Origin of the sequence: Pseudomonas fluorescens (assembly GCF_004683905.1) — a bacterium.
Taxonomy (GTDB): Bacteria; Pseudomonadota; Gammaproteobacteria; order Pseudomonadales; family Pseudomonadaceae; genus Aquipseudomonas; species Aquipseudomonas putida_A.
Genome location: NZ_CP038438.1, coordinates 462,208 through 477,271, shown reverse-complemented (window position 1 = coordinate 477,271; position 15,064 = coordinate 462,208). Strand labels below are relative to the sequence as shown.

Here is a 15,064-nt window from a genome sequence, read left to right as displayed (position 1 = left end):
GGATAGAAACATTAGCCAGCTATATGATTTTTTCATTGCCTGCTTGGCCGTGCCCTCCGAGGTCTGATGTGAAAACCGCCGCCGCCCCTCTTGCCCATGAAGTTCCGCCTGCCGCGACGGACGATGTCATCGCCGAGCTGCAGGAGATCTACATCGAAAAAGGTACACCGATGTTCATGCGCACGGTGCTGGCGCTGTTCAGCGGCGGCTTCGCGACCTTCGCCCTGCTGTACTGCGTGCAGCCGATGATGCCGCTGCTGTCCCACGAATATTCGATCAACGCCGCGCAGAGCAGCCTGATTCTGTCGGTGGCGACCGGCATGCTGGCCTTCGGTCTGCTGATCACCGGGCCGATCTCCGACCGGGTCGGACGCAAACCGGTGATGGTCGCGGCACTGTTCGCCGCCGCGTTGTGCACCATCGCCAGCTCGATGATGCCGAGCTGGCACGGCGTGCTGATCATGCGTGCGCTGATCGGCCTGTCACTGAGCGGCCTGGCGGCCGTGGCGATGACTTACCTGAGTGAGGAAATCCACCCGCAGCACATCGGTCTGGCGATGGGCCTGTACATCGGCGGTAACGCGATTGGCGGGATGAGCGGACGCTTGATCACCGGAGTGTTGATCGACTTCGTCAGCTGGCACACGGCGATGCTGGTGATTGGCGGTCTGGCGCTGGTCGCAGCGGCGGTGTTCTGGAAGATCCTTCCCGAATCGCGCAACTTCCGCTCACGCTCACTGCATCCACGCAGCCTGCTTGATGGCTTCACCATGCACTTTCGCGACGCCGGCCTGCCGCTGCTGTTTCTTGAAGCGTTCGTGCTGATGGGCGCCTTCGTCACCCTGTTCAACTACATCGGTTATCGCCTGCTGGCCGCGCCGTACAACCTCGATCAGGTGTTCGTCGGTTTGCTGTCGGTGGTGTACCTGTCGGGCATCTACAGTTCGGCGAAAATCGGTTCGCTGGCGGACAAACTGGGGCGGCGCAAAGTGCTGTGGGCAACCATCGCACTGATGTTCGCCGGCCTTGCACTGACTATGTTCACGCCGCTGTTGCTGGTGATCGTCGGCATGCTGATCTTCACCTTCGGCTTCTTCGGCGCGCACTCGGTGGCGAGCAGCTGGATCGGCCGGCGTGCGACCAAGGCCAAGGGCCAGGCGTCGTCGTTGTACCTATTCAGTTATTACGCCGGGTCGAGTATTGCCGGCACGGCTGGCGGGGTGTTCTGGCATCTCGGCGGGTGGAATGGCATCGGCCTGTTTATTGGCGCCCTGTTGATGATCGCGCTGTTGGTGGCGTTGAAACTGGCGAAGTTGCCGCCCCTCGGTGGCAGCGCTCCCGCTTGAGTCAGAACACCATTTTTTTCAGGATTCGGCGCCCACACATTTCGTGTTTGATAACGGCTGCGATGTGTAGCGCTACTTGAACCAGTAACATCACGCACGCCCAAACATGGATGACGAAGAACCGATCAATCCACTGTAGATCGTTCAGCGGCGCCGGAATAAGAACCAGATCAAATATATTGATCGGTCGATCCATCATTAATATTCCTGTGAGCAAGACAACCGCCGTCATCAGATAAATAGACTTATGCATCCACCTCGCCAGACGCTCCACAAAGGTCCTGTCCACCTCGCAAGTGGTGTGAGAGCCTCTTACAGAAACATACAATCTCAGTATAAATATCGGAATAAATAAAGCCGTCACCGAAACATTTATAAATCCGACTATCGATTTTGTTTCCGCTGCAACTTTAATGACTGACACATAGAAGCCAGACAAAAGAGCCCATAAAATTACTGCCGCAGATATCCAGTGCAAAGCAATCTGGAGACGCGAATATCCAACCCTTTTCATTGCAACCATCCTGATAAACAAGTGGCGCCATTACAAGGCTCTGAATTATCAACGTCAACGAGAAAACCATTAACAGAAACTGCACAAAGTAAACAATCTTTACGAACAAGGTTTATTGAACTTTCAACTTAAACATACAAAAATCAATTACCGCCCGAACATTGCATTCGGGCGGTCGCGTCAAAATCTTACTCGTGATACTGCGCCGACAGTTCATGCACCGCGCGCAGGAACGCACCGGCGTGCTCTGGGTCGACTTCCGGAGTGATGCCGTGACCCAGGTTGAACACGTGGCCACTGCCTTTGCCATAGCTGGCCAGAATACGACCGACTTCAGTGCGGATCGCTTCAGGTTTGGCGTAGAGCACGGTCGGGTCCATGTTGCCTTGCAGCGCGACCTTGTCGCCGACACGGGCGCGAGCGTTGCCGATGTCGCAGGTCCAGTCCAGGCCCAGTGCGTCGGCGCCAGCGTCGGCGATGCTTTCCAGCCACAGGCCGCCGTTCTTGGTGAAGAGGATCACCGGCACTTTGCGACCGTCGTGCTCGCGGATCAGGCCGCTGACGATTTTCTTCATGTACGCCAGGGAGAACTCCTGATACGCCGCCGCCGACAGGTTGCCGCCCCAGGTATCGAAGATCTGCACCGCTTGCGCGCCGGCCTGGATCTGGCCGTTGAGGTACGAGGTGACCGACTGCGCCAGTTTGTCCAGCAGCAGGTGCATGGCTTGCGGGTTGTCGTAGAGCATCGCCTTGGTTTTGCGGAAGTCTTTCGACGAGCCGCCTTCAACCATGTAAGTGGCGAGGGTCCACGGGCTGCCGGAGAAGCCGATCAGCGGCACACGGCCGTTCAGCTCGCGGCGGATGGTGCTGACCGCGTCCATCACGTAGCCGAGGTCTTTGTGTGGATCAGGGATCGGCAACGCTTCGATGTCGGCCAGGGTGCTGACGACTTTCTTGAAGCGCGGGCCTTCACCGGTCTCGAAGTACAGACCCTGGCCCATGGCATCGGGGATGGTGAGGATGTCGGAGAACAGGATCGCCGCGTCCAGTTGCGGGTAGCGGTCGAGCGGTTGCAACGTAACTTCGCAAGCGAATTCCGGATTCATGCACAGGCTCATGAAATCACCGGCCTGGGCACGGCTGGCGCGGTATTCCGGCAGGTAGCGGCCGGCCTGGCGCATCATCCACACCGGGGTGACGTCTACAGGTTGCTTGAGCAGGGCGCGGAGGAAACGGTCGTTCTTCAGGGCAGTCATGTCGGCATCCGGAAAAAAAGTGCGGGCATTTTCTCAGAGCGCGACGCAAAAGGCACGGATGCAGGTCAGCCTTTTGTCTATCGGGTCAATTTATTGCGTTGTATTGAGCGCACAGAAACCAATGTGGGAGCGGGCTTGCTCGCGAAAGCGGTGTGTCAGTCAATACATCGGGTGACTGATACAAAGCCTTCGCGAGCAAGCCCGCTCCCACATTTCTGATCGCATTTCAGGCTGAAATGTAATCAGACGCCCAGGTAATCGAGGATCCCTTCAGCCGCATTGCGGCCTTCGAAGATTGCCGTTACCACCAGGTCGGAACCGCGCACCATGTCGCCACCGGCGAAGATTTTCGGGTTGCTGGTCTGGTGCTTGTACTGACCTTGCTCAGGCGCGACGACGCGGCCCTGGCTGTCGGTCTGGATTTCGAACTGTTCGAACCACGGCGCCGGGCTCGGGCGGAAACCGAACGCGATGACCACGGCGTCGGCCGGGATGATCTCTTCGGAGCCCGGGATCGGCTCGGGGCTGCGGCGGCCACGGGCGTCCGGTTCGCCGAGACGGGTCTCGACCACTTTCACGCCTTCGACCTTGTCCTCGCCAACGATCGCGATTGGCTGGCGGTTGTAGAGGAATTTCACGCCTTCTTCCTTGGCGTTCTTCACCTCTTTGCGCGAGCCGGGCATGTTCGCTTCGTCACGACGATAAGCACAGGTCACCGACTTGGCGCCCTGACGGATCGAGGTGCGGTTGCAGTCCATCGCCGTGTCGCCACCGCCGAGTACCACGACCTTCTTGCCTTTCATGTCGACGAAATCTTCCGGCGACTTTTCAAAGCCCAGGTTGCGGTTGACGTTGGCAATCAGGAAGTCCAGCGCGTCGTAGACGCCCGGCAGGTCCTCACCGGCAAAACCGCCCTTCATGTAGGTGTAGGTGCCCATGCCCATGAATACCGCATCGTATTCGGCGAGCAGTTGCTCCATGGTCACGTCCTTGCCGACCTCAGTGTTGAGGCGGAACTCAATGCCCATGCCGGTGAAGACTTCGCGACGATTGCTCAGCACGGTCTTCTCAAGCTTGAACTCGGGAATGCCGAAGGTCAGCAGACCGCCGATTTCCGGGTTCTTGTCGAACACCACCGGGGTCACGCCGCCACGTACCAGCACGTCGGCACAGCCCAGACCCGCCGGGCCCGCACCGATGATCGCGACACGTTTGCCGGTCGGTTTGACCTTGGACATGTCCGGGCGCCAGCCCATGGCGAATGCGGTGTCGGTGATGTACTTCTCGACCGAACCGATGGTCACCGCACCGAAACCGTCGTTGAGGGTGCAGGCACCCTCGCACAGCCGATCCTGCGGGCACACCCGGCCACAGACTTCCGGCAGGGTGTTGGTCTGGTGCGACAGCTCGGCGGCCTGGAGGATGTTGCCCTCGGCCACCAGCTTCAGCCAGTTGGGAATGAAGTTGTGCACCGGGCACTTCCATTCGCAATACGGGTTGCCGCAACCCAGGCAGCGGTGGGCCTGATCGGCCGACTGCTGGGGTTTGAACGGTTCGTAGATCTCGACGAACTCTTTCTTGCGTTGACGCAACAGTTTCTTCTTCGGATCCTTGCGCCCGACATCGATGAACTGGAAGTCGTTATTCAGACGTTCAGCCATTGTTAAAACCTCATCAAACTCTTCAGGCGCATATCACTGCGGGTTGGCACGAGTGCTGGAAAGCAACGATTTCAGGTTGGCAGCCTTAGGCTTGACCAGCCAGAAACGGCGCAGGTAGTCATCAAGGTTTTCGGCGAGTTCACGACCCCACTCGCTCTCGGTTTCCTTGACGTACTCGTTCAGCACGTTCTGCAGGTGGCTGCGGTAGGCTTCCATCGCCTCGCCGCTGATCCGCTGGATTTCCACCAGTTCGTGGTTGACCCGGTCAACGAAGGTGTTGTCCTGATCGAGCACGTAGGCGAAACCGCCGGTCATGCCAGAGCCGAAGTTGTAACCGGTCTTGCCCAGGACGCAGACGAAACCACCGGTCATGTACTCGCAGCAGTGATCGCCAGTGCCTTCCACGACCGTGTGGGCACCGGAGTTACGCACGGCAAAACGCTCGCCTGCGGTGCCGGCGGCGAACAACTTGCCGCCGGTGGCGCCGTACAGGCAGGTGTTGCCGATGATGGCGCTGTTCTGAGTCTGATAGACGCTGCCCTTCGGCGGCACGATGACCAGCTTGCCGCCGGTCATGCCTTTGCCGACGTAGTCGTTGGCGTCGCCTTCCAGGTACATGTGCAGACCACCAGCGTTCCACACGCCGAAGCTCTGACCGGCCGTGCCTTTGAAGCGGAAGGTGATCGGCGCGTTGGACATGCCCTGATTGCCGTGCTTGCGCGCGATTTCGCCGGAGATCCGCGCGCCGATCGAACGGTCGCAGTTGCAGATGTCCAGTTCGAACTCGGCACCGCTGAGGTCGTTGATCGCCGAGGTCGCCATGTCGACCATTTTCTCGGCCAGCAGGCCCTGGTCGAACGGCGGGTTGCGCTCAACGCCGCAGAATTGCGGTTTGTCCGCCGGGATGTGATCGCTGCCCAGTAGCGGAGTCAGATCCAGGTGATGTTGCTTGGCGGTCTGGCCTTCGAGGATTTCCAGCAGATCGGTGCGGCCGATCAGCTCTTCGAGGGAACGCACGCCAAGCTTGGCCAGCCACTCACGGGTTTCTTCGGCGACGTAGGTGAAGAAGTTCACCACCATGTCGACGGTACCGATGTAGTGATCCTTGCGCAGCTTCTCGTTCTGCGTCGCAACGCCGGTGGCGCAGTTGTTCAGGTGGCAGATGCGCAGGTATTTGCAACCCAGGGCAATCATTGGCGCTGTACCGAAGCCGAAACTTTCGGCGCCGAGGATCGCGGCCTTGATCACATCGAGGCCGGTTTTCAGGCCGCCGTCGGTCTGCACCCGGACTTTGCCGCGCAGGTCGTTGCCGCGCAGGGTCTGGTGGGTTTCAGCCAGGCCGAGTTCCCACGGAGCGCCCGCGTATTTGATCGAGGTCAGCGGCGAAGCACCGGTGCCACCGTCGTAACCGGAGATGGTGATCAAGTCCGCATAGGCCTTGGCCACACCGGCGGCGATGGTGCCGACGCCCGCTTCCGCGACCAGTTTCACCGAAACCAGTGCCTTCGGGTTGACCTGTTTCAGGTCGAAGATCAGTTGCGACAAGTCTTCGATCGAGTAGATGTCGTGGTGCGGCGGTGGCGAAATCAGGGTCACGCCCGGCACTGCGTAACGCAGCTTGGCGATCAGCCCGTTGACCTTGCCGCCCGGCAGTTGCCCGCCCTCGCCCGGTTTGGCGCCCTGAGCGACCTTGATCTGCAGCACTTCGGCGTTGACCAGGTATTCCGGGGTGACACCGAAACGGCCGGTCGCGACCTGCTTGATTTTCGAGCTCTTGATGGTGCCGTAGCGCGCCGGGTCTTCGCCGCCTTCGCCGGAGTTGGAACGCGCACCGAGGCGGTTCATGGCTTCGGCCAGGGCTTCGTGGGCTTCCGGCGACAGTGCGCCCAGCGAGATACCGGCGGAGTCGAAGCGCTTGAGCACCGATTCCAGCGGTTCGACTTCACTGATGTCCAGCGGCTTGTCGAGGGTCTTGACCTTGAACAGGTCGCGAATCATCGACACCGGACGGTTGTCCACCAGCGAGGTGTATTCCTTGAACTTGGCATAGTCGCCCTGCTGCACGGCGGCTTGCAGGGTGTTGACCACGTCCGGGTTGTACGCGTGGTATTCGCCGCCGTGGACGAACTTCAGCAGACCGCCCTGCTGGATCGGTTTGCGCGGGCTCCAGGCTTCGGTAGCGAGGGCTTTCTGCTCGGCTTCGATGTCGACGAAACGCGCACCCTTGATGCGGCTCGGCACGCCACGGAAGCTCAGCTCGCACACTTCTTCGGACAGGCCGATGGCTTCGAACAGCTGCGCACCGCGGTACGAGGCGATGGTCGAGATGCCCATCTTCGACAGGATCTTCAACAGGCCTTTGGTGATGCCTTTGCGGTAGTTCTTGAACACCTCATAGAGGTCGCCCAGCACTTCACCGGTGCGGATCAGGTCGCCCAGCACTTCGTAGGCCAGGAACGGATAGACCGCCGAGGCGCCGAAACCGATCAGCACCGCAAAGTGGTGCGGATCGCGCGCGGTGGCGGTTTCCACGAGGATGTTGGAATCGCAGCGCAGGCCTTTTTCGGTCAGACGATGGTGCACTGCACCGGTGGCCAGCGAAGCGTGGATCGGCAGCTTGCCCGGGGCGATATGGCGGTCACTCAGAACGATCTGGGTACGCCCGGCACGCACGGCTTCTTCAGCCTGATCGGCAACGTTGCGGATCGCCGCTTCGAGGCCGACGCTTTCGTCGTAGTTGAGGTCGATGATCTGCCGCTCGAAACCCGGGCGGTCGAGGTTCATCAACGAGCGCCACTTGGCCGGCGAGATCACTGGCGAGCTGAGGATCACGCGCGAGGCGTGCTCCGGCGATTCCTGGAAGATATTGCGCTCGGCCCCGAGGCAGATTTCCAGCGACATCACGATCGCTTCACGCAGCGGGTCGATCGGCGGGTTGGTGACCTGCGCGAACTGCTGGCGGAAATAGTCGTACGGCGTGCGCACGCGCTGCGACAGCACGGCCATCGGCGTGTCGTCGCCCATCGAGCCAACGGCTTCGTAGCCTTGTTCGCCAAGCGGACGCAGTACCTGATCGCGCTCTTCAAACGTGACCTGATACATCTTCATGTATTGCTTGAGCTGATCGACATCGTAGAACGCCGAACCGTGGTCGTTGTCTTCCATGGTCGCCTGGATGCGCAGGGCGTTCTTGCGCAGCCATTGCTTGTACGGATGACGGGATTTCAGACGGTTGTCGATCGCGTCGGTGTCGAGGATCTGCCCGGTCTCGGTGTCCACGGCGAGGATCTGGCCCGGGCCGACACGGCCCTTGGCGATCACGTCTTGCGGCTGGTAGTTCCAGACGCCGATTTCCGACGCAACGGTAATGAAACCGTTGGTGGTGGTGACCCAGCGCGCCGGACGCAGACCGTTACGGTCGAGCAGGCACACCGCGTAACGACCATCGGTCATCACCACGCCGGCCGGGCCGTCCCACGGCTCCATGTGCATCGAGTTGTACTCGTAGAACGCACGCAGATCCGGGTCCATGGTTTCAACGTTCTGCCACGCAGGCGGAATGATCATCCGCACGCCACGGAACAGGTCGATGCCACCGGTGACCATCAGTTCGAGCATGTTGTCCATGCTCGAGGAGTCGGAACCGACACGGTTGACCAGCGGGCCGAGCTCTTCCAGATCCATCAGATCGTTGGTGAACTTGGTCCGACGGGCCTGTGCCCAGTTGCGGTTACCGGTAATGGTGTTGATCTCGCCGTTGTGGGCGAGGAAGCGGAATGGCTGAGCCAGCGGCCATTTCGGCAGGGTGTTGGTGGAGAAGCGCTGGTGGAACACGCAGATCGCGGTTTGCAGGCGCTGGTCACCCAGGTCCGGATAGAACGCGGCCAGGTCGGCCGGCATCATCAGGCCTTTATAGATGATGGTCTTGTGCGAAAAGCTGCAGATGTAGTGGTCGGTGTCGGCGGCGTTGGCCACCGACGAGCGACGACGGGCGCTGAACAGCTTGACCGCCATGTCCTGATCGCTCAGGCCTTCACCGCCGATGTACACCTGCTCGATCTGCGGCAGGCGCTCGAGGGCCAGTCGGCCGAGGACGCTGGTGTCGATCGGCACTTTGCGCCAGCCGATCAGTTGCAGGCCTTCAGCGAGGATCTCGCGGTTCATGTTCTCGCGAGCGGCTTCGGCCTTGGCCGGATCCTGGTTGAAGAAAACCATGCCCACGGCATATTGCTTGGGCAGTTCGACGCTGAAGTTTTCCTGGGCCATCGCCCGCAGGAACGCGTCAGGCTTTTGAATCAGCAGACCGCAACCGTCACCGGTCTTGCCGTCGGCATTAATCCCACCGCGGTGGGTCATGCAGGTCAGGGCCTCGATGGCCGTTTGCAAAAGGGTATGACTGGGCTCGCCCTGCATATGGGCTATCAGGCCGAAACCGCAGTTATCCTTGAATTCATCTGGTTGGTACAGACCTGCTTTCATAGACACTTTCTCACCAGGCTGCCTCTTTTCGAGGCAAATTTCTTTTCAATTCAACCACTTGCTTGCCGCGCCGAACGTACGCCGGCTTTGCGGGGGCAAAAGGGTGGTCATTGTACACAGCGACACAGAGGCTCACAAATTTGACGACGAAATGTCGCAAATTCATGTCGCATTTGTGAAAGGTTTAAAGCGATCTGCTGTGCTAGTCAAAACTTTTTTAATTTTGACCGCAACGACTCAAAGACTACTGTGACGCAGACACCACAAGGCACGCGGTCTGTAGAGACGGCGCGCACTCGTAGAAATTTTGAGGTGCTTGGAGAGGCGGCCTGGGTAAGGCCGCCGAATCTTCAGCGAGTTGTTGCCAGTTCCTGTTGGACGCTGGCGACAGTGCGAGGCCAAGGTTTACCAGCCTGAACCTTCGCTGGCAAGGCCTTGATGGCAGAAACGGCTGCATCACGATTGGCGAAGTTGCCGTAGGTGATCACGTAGAGAGGCTTGCCGTTGAGGACTTTCTTGAAATAACGGTACTCGCCGCCCTGCTCCTTGACGAAGTTTTGCGCGGTCGCTTCGGAGCTGGTGCCAAGGATCTGCACCACGTAGTTGCTGGTCGGCTGACCGGCGTACCAGCTGCCACCGGCAGCCTTGGCCACGGTAACCGGCTTCTCGGCCGGTTTGGCAGCCGCAACAGGCTTGGCCGGAGCCGGAGCCGGTTTGGCCGCTGGCGCTGCCGGAGCAGGCTTGGCGGTGGCGACCTGAGTCGGTGCCGGGGTCGGCTTGGCCGCCGGAACAGGTACTGGCGTCGGAGCCGGGCCGGCCGGAACACCTGCCGGTGGTGCGGAAGTGGTGACGGTCGGCGGCGTTGCGCTGGAGCCTTCGACCGGCACGCCGTCGTCACCTTCAGTGATGCCGCCTGCGGCTTCAGCCAACGGGCCGCGCATCACCGGTTGCGAGTTGCCGACCAGCGGCAGCGGCATCGGCTGGGTATTGCCGGCGAACTCGACATTCGGTGCGCCACCCTTGGCGCCCTGACCCAATGGCAGTTGTGCCTGTTCGTTGGCGGGTGCGCCGGTGGTTGGCGCCTTGTTGCGACCCGGCATCAGCCAGGCGGCGGCGACCGCGACCACAACGACGGCGGATATCGCCAATACGTGTTTCTTCGGCATGTTGAACCCCATACTTGGACGCTTGACCGCAGAGCGGCTGGCAATCATGACTTCGATCAGTGCATCGCGAGCGACCTGGTTGATGTTGCCAGGCCAACCCTCGGCGCTTTCGTGAATCTCAGAGATCTGATCCGCGGTGAAAAGTTCGACACCCCGGCCCGCACCTTCCAGCCGTTGGTCGAGATATTCGCGGGTCTCTTCTTCGGTATACGGCTGCAGTTCGATGACGTGGAAGCGCTCTTCCTCGAGGTGCAAGGCCTCCAGTTGCGCGATCAGCGACGACTCACCGAACAGGAACACATGCGGGCGACCTTCCGGTGCCCCGGCACCCAGCGCCATCAGCGCTTCGAGGGCGGATTCGTCGAGCTGCTCGGCGTCATCCACCAGCAGATAGACCTCCTGGCCGGTAAGCGCGAGTTGCACTACCTGATCCAGAATCGCGCCAACTTCGGCCTGAGCCACGTTCAGTGCCTGAGCCACCTGACGCAGCACGCCGGCGGCATCGCCAGCTCCACGGGCCGACACGACAACGCTTTGCACCGATTGCTTGTTGGTGCTGGCTACCAGCGCCTGACGCAACAAGGTCTTGCCGCTGCCCTGCGGCCCGGTGACCACCAGCAGCAACTGGCTATAACGCGCCAGGTGGTGCAATTGCCCCAGCACCGGTTTGCGCTGGGCCGGGAAGAATTTGAAGCCCGGCACCCGCGGCGCGAAAGGGTCGTGACTTAACTGGAAATGGCCGAGGAACGCCTCGTCGGCATGCAAACTAGTCATCGGAATCTTATTAACCTTTAAGCTGAGCCAGAGCGCGGTAATCCGCTCCCAGCGTGGCCTGTAGAACCTCTTTCGGATAATCGGCGGTCACCACCGCTTCGCCCATCCGGCGCAGCAGCACCAGGCGCAGACGACCGTCGATCACTTTTTTATCAATTGCCATATGTTCGAGAAAATCGGCTTCGGTCATTTCTTCCGGCGGAATCACCGGCAGACCGGCACGCTGGAACAGACGAATGCCGCGATCACGTTCCTGCTCGCTGATCCAGCCCAGACGCGCGGACATTTCCAGCGCCATCACGGTGCCAGCGGCCACCGCCTCACCATGCAACCAGACACCATAGCCCATGTGGGTCTCGATGGCGTGGCCGAAGGTGTGGCCGAGATTGAGCGTGGCGCGCACGCCGGTTTCCTTCTCATCGGCACCGACCACTGCAGCCTTGGCCGCGCAGGAGCGCTCGATGGCATAGGTCAGGGCCTTCTGATCCAGCGCGCGCAGAGCGTCGACGTTGTCTTCAAGCCAGGTCAGGAACGGCTCGTCGCAGATCAGACCGTACTTGATGACTTCAGCCAGACCAGCGGACAGCTCACGCTCTGGCAGGGTTTTCAGGGACGCGGTATCGATCAGCACCACGTTCGGCTGATAGAACGCGCCGACCATGTTCTTGCCCAGCGGATGGTTGATACCGGTCTTGCCGCCCACCGACGAATCGACCTGGGACAGCAGCGTGGTAGGAATCTGGATGAAATCGACACCGCGCTGGTAGCAGGCGGCGGCAAAACCGGCCATGTCACCGATGACACCACCACCGAGGGCGATGATTGTGGTGCGGCGGTCGTGACGGGCAGTCAGCAGGCCGTCGAAGATCAGTTGCAGGGTTTCCCAGTTCTTGAAGGCTTCGCCGTCCGGCAGCACCACCGAGATCACCGAGAACTGCGCAAGACTGCGGGTCAGACGTTCGAGATAGAGCGGCGCAACGGTCTCGTTGGAGATGATTGCCACTTGCCGCCCATGGATATGCGGCGCCAGCAACTCGGGCTGATCCAACAAACCTTCGCCAATATGAATCGGGTAGCTGCGCTCGCCTAGATCGACCTTGAGTGTCTGCATGTGTCCCCACAGTGAAGATGGAAGCAGGCGTCCTGCCCTGAATTATTGGTTGTCTGCGGCCTATAGCGAATCTGACGCCGCTCGCACGCCATCCGCCACAACCTCGGCGGCTGTGACAGGACGCCGAGGATAGCGCATTTCCGGCGGCGCTTTAACGGGGTGGCAGCTGCGCCAGACGGTCGAGAATGTCGAGCACCACCATGCGCGGTGGCCGTTCGTCGGTTTCAACCACCAGATCGGCGATCTCTCGATAGAGCGGATCGCGGATCTCGAGCAGGTCTCGCAGGGTTTTCGCCGGATCGGCGGTGCGCAGCAAAGGACGATTGCGATCGCGCGACGTACGCCCGACCTGCTGCTCGACGGAGGCATGCAGATACACCACCCGCCCGCCCGCGTGCAGGGCCTTGCGGTTGGCATCGCGCATTACCGCACCGCCGCCGGTCGCCAGTACCACGCCGTCGAACGCGCACAGCTCGGCGATCATCGCCTGCTCACGGTCACGAAAGCCGGGCTCGCCTTCCTTGTCGAAGATCCACGGGATATTGGCGCCCGTGCGCAGTTCAATTTCCTTGTCGGAATCTTTGAACGGCAGGCGCAGCTCTTTGGCCAGCAACCGGCCGATGGTGCTTTTTCCAGCGCCCATCGGTCCTACAAGAATCAAATTTCGCACAGAATCAACGACTCACAGCAATCGCCTGGTTATTCATGATACGCGGAGTGAGAAATACCAGCAGCTCGGATTTTTTCTCCGAAACCACATCACGCCGGAAAAGGCGGCCAAGATACGGCACATCGCCAAGAAATGGCACCTTATCTACGACCTTGCTTTGAGTATTTGAGAAAACGCCCCCAATCACGATGGTCTCGCCGTCGTTCACCAGCACCTTGGCGTTGACCTCGTTCTTCTTGATCGGCGGTACATCCTGCACTTTGTTCAGGTAGTCCGGTTCGTCCTTGGTGACCTTGACCTCCATGATGATGCGGTTGTCGGGGGTGATCTGCGGCGTCACTTCCAGCGACAGCGAAGCCTCCTTGAACGACACCGACGTCGCACCGCTGGAGCTCGCCTCCTGATACGGAATCTCGGTGCCCTTGAGGATCTTCGCCGTCTCTTTGTCGGAGGTGACCACTTTGGGCTGCGAGACGATCTCACCGTTGCCGGTCTTCTCCATGGCGGTCAGCTCAAGATCGAGCAGCACATTGTCGGTAATGAAGGCGATGCCGATCCCCGAGGTATTACCCACCGTGCCCATGTCGACGAACGGCGAGTTGGTACTGGTACTGCCCGGCGTGCCGATGGTGGTCGACGAGCCATTGCTGACCCCCGAGGTGTTCCAGTTGCCCTTGTTCTGGATCGAACCGCCCCAGCGCACGCCCAGACTCTTGTCGTAATCGACGTTGGCTTCGACAATCCGCGCCTCGATCATCACCTGACGCACCGGAATATCCAGTTGCGCCACGATCCGCCGCAGTTCGTCGAGGCGATCCTGGGTCTGGTAGGCAATGATGTTGTTGGTGCGCTCATCGACAGTGATCGAGCCACGCTCGTCGATTTTCGCCTCGGCGCTGGTCACCGACTGGAACAGCTTGGCGATATCCGCGGCCTTGGCGTAATTCACTTGCAGCAGCTCGCGGCGCAGCGGCGCAAGTTCGGCGATCTGTTTCTGTGACTCCAGTTCCTGGCGTTCGCGGGCGGCGATTTCGTCGGCCGGCGCCACCAGCAACACGTTGCCGATCTTGCGTTTATCCAGCCCCTTGGTTTTCAGCACCAGGTCCAGCGCCTGATCCCATGGCACGTTTTGCAGACGCAAGGTGATCCCGCCCTGCACGGTATCGCTGGCCACCAGATTGAGGTTGGTGAAATCGGCGATCAGTTGCAGCACCGAGCGCACGTCGATGTCCTGGAAATTCAGCGAAAGCTTTTCGCCGCTGTAGCTGTTGCGATCGGCGTTACGTTTTTGCAGATCATCGACCGTCATCGGGCGAATGCTGACGGTCAGTTTGTTGTCGGTCTGATAGGTGGAATAGTCGAACGTGCCGCTGGGTTCGACGGTGATGACCGCACGATCACCGGTGGCGGCAGCGTTGACGAACTGCACCGGGGTGGCGAAATCCTTGACGTCGAGGCGTACCCGCAGCCTGTCGGGCAATTGCGTGCGGGCGAAGCTGAGGATGATCTTGCCGTCATGCTCCTGGATGTCCGGGGCGATGGTCGGATCCGAAAGGTCAATGACCACGTTGCCCTCACCCGCCGTGCCGCGCTGGAAGTCGACACCACGAATGGTTTTGGCGACGGGGGTATAAGCCTTCGCCGGCACTGGAGCCGCGACCGGTCGCGGCGCAACAGCGGCTGGCCGTGGCGCAGCAGGCTTGGCGCCCTGCCCGACCACCACGAACAGATTGTTGCCCTCGACCCGCGAGGTGTAGGACGTCAGTTGCGTCAGGCTGATGATCAGGCGCGTGCGGTCGTTGGCTTCCACCACTGTGGCGGTTCGCGCGTTACCGCTGCCCAGATCGCGGGTCTTGCTCGTCAGTTGGCTGGCGACACCCGGCAGATCCAGGGCGATTCGCGCCGGCGATTCGGTGGTGTAGCCCTTGGGTTGCGGTGGCGGGCTGTCGAACGACAGCTTCAACTCGATGCGATCACCCGGTAACGCCGCGACATCCAGCGTCTTGAGGCTGGCCGCCTGAACCATCGGTGAAAGCAGCGCTATCCATAGCGAAAAACCGAGGGTGGAGAAAATCCTGTTCATTGTT

The 15,064-nt window shown here is 60.4% G+C and carries 9 protein-coding genes; 1 reads left to right on the top strand and 8 read right to left on the bottom strand.

Going from position 1 to position 15,064, the window contains the following annotated elements:
* The first annotated feature begins 68 nt into the window (after positions 1 to 68).
* Positions 69 to 1,346 carry an MFS transporter gene (locus E4T63_RS02140; protein WP_134785250.1) on the top strand — a complete coding sequence of 426 codons (1,278 nt, stop codon included), beginning with the start codon at positions 69 to 71 and terminating at the stop codon, positions 1,344 to 1,346.
* 1 nt (position 1,347) lies between these two features.
* Here the strand turns inward: E4T63_RS02140 and E4T63_RS02135 are convergent, their stop codons facing one another.
* From E4T63_RS02135 to pilQ, 8 genes are all read right to left on the bottom strand, one after another.
* Positions 1,348 to 1,860, bottom strand: a complete 513-nt coding sequence (locus E4T63_RS02135) for a cytochrome b (protein WP_158556639.1) — start codon at positions 1,858 to 1,860, stop codon at positions 1,348 to 1,350.
* Between the two features lie 188 nt (positions 1,861 to 2,048).
* Positions 2,049 to 3,116, bottom strand: coding sequence for a uroporphyrinogen decarboxylase (gene hemE / locus E4T63_RS02130; RefSeq protein ID WP_007952372.1), 1,068 nt, complete (start codon positions 3,114 to 3,116; stop codon positions 2,049 to 2,051).
* 242 nt (positions 3,117 to 3,358) lie between these two features.
* The gene (locus E4T63_RS02125) at positions 3,359 to 4,777 is read right to left on the bottom strand and encodes an FAD-dependent oxidoreductase (RefSeq protein ID WP_007909438.1); all 1,419 of its coding nucleotides are present in this window, start codon (positions 4,775 to 4,777) and stop codon (positions 3,359 to 3,361) included.
* 33 nt (positions 4,778 to 4,810) lie between these two features.
* Entirely contained in the window at positions 4,811 to 9,256 is a 4,446-nt protein-coding gene (gene gltB, locus E4T63_RS02120; protein WP_134785248.1) for a glutamate synthase large subunit, read from the bottom strand.
* A 350-nt stretch (positions 9,257 to 9,606) separates the two neighbouring features.
* Positions 9,607 to 11,196, bottom strand: a complete 1,590-nt coding sequence (locus E4T63_RS02110) for an AAA family ATPase (protein ID WP_123585560.1) — start codon at positions 11,194 to 11,196, stop codon at positions 9,607 to 9,609.
* Positions 11,197 to 11,206: 10 nt separating this feature from the next.
* Entirely contained in the window at positions 11,207 to 12,307 is a 1,101-nt protein-coding gene (gene aroB, locus E4T63_RS02105; protein ID WP_027611317.1) for a 3-dehydroquinate synthase, read from the bottom strand.
* A 151-nt stretch (positions 12,308 to 12,458) separates the two neighbouring features.
* On the bottom strand, positions 12,459 to 12,977 hold the full coding sequence (gene aroK, locus E4T63_RS02100) for a shikimate kinase AroK (protein WP_027611316.1): 519 nt from the start codon (positions 12,975 to 12,977) through the stop codon (positions 12,459 to 12,461).
* Positions 12,978 to 12,981: 4 nt separating this feature from the next.
* A complete protein-coding gene (gene pilQ / locus E4T63_RS02095; RefSeq protein WP_135294791.1) occupies positions 12,982 to 15,060 on the bottom strand; it encodes a type IV pilus secretin PilQ in 2,079 nt (692 codons plus the stop codon).
* Between the last annotated feature and the right edge of the window lie 4 nt (positions 15,061 to 15,064).

Excerpts from the sequence above, each read along its gene's own strand:
- E4T63_RS02135 (WP_158556639.1), bottom strand. The coding sequence starts at position 1,860 with ATGAAAAGGGTTGGATATTCGCGTCTCCAGATTGCTTTGCACTGGATA.
- hemE (WP_007952372.1), bottom strand. The coding sequence starts at position 3,116 with ATGACTGCCCTGAAGAACGACCGTTTCCTCCGCGCCCTGCTCAAGCAA.
- E4T63_RS02125 (WP_007909438.1), bottom strand. The coding sequence starts at position 4,777 with ATGGCTGAACGTCTGAATAACGACTTCCAGTTCATCGATGTCGGGCGC.
- gltB (WP_134785248.1), bottom strand. The coding sequence starts at position 9,256 with ATGAAAGCAGGTCTGTACCAACCAGATGAATTCAAGGATAACTGCGGT.
- E4T63_RS02110 (WP_123585560.1), bottom strand. The coding sequence starts at position 11,196 with ATGACTAGTTTGCATGCCGACGAGGCGTTCCTCGGCCATTTCCAGTTA.
- aroB (WP_027611317.1), bottom strand. The coding sequence starts at position 12,307 with ATGCAGACACTCAAGGTCGATCTAGGCGAGCGCAGCTACCCGATTCAT.
- pilQ (WP_135294791.1), bottom strand. The coding sequence starts at position 15,060 with ATGAACAGGATTTTCTCCACCCTCGGTTTTTCGCTATGGATAGCGCTG.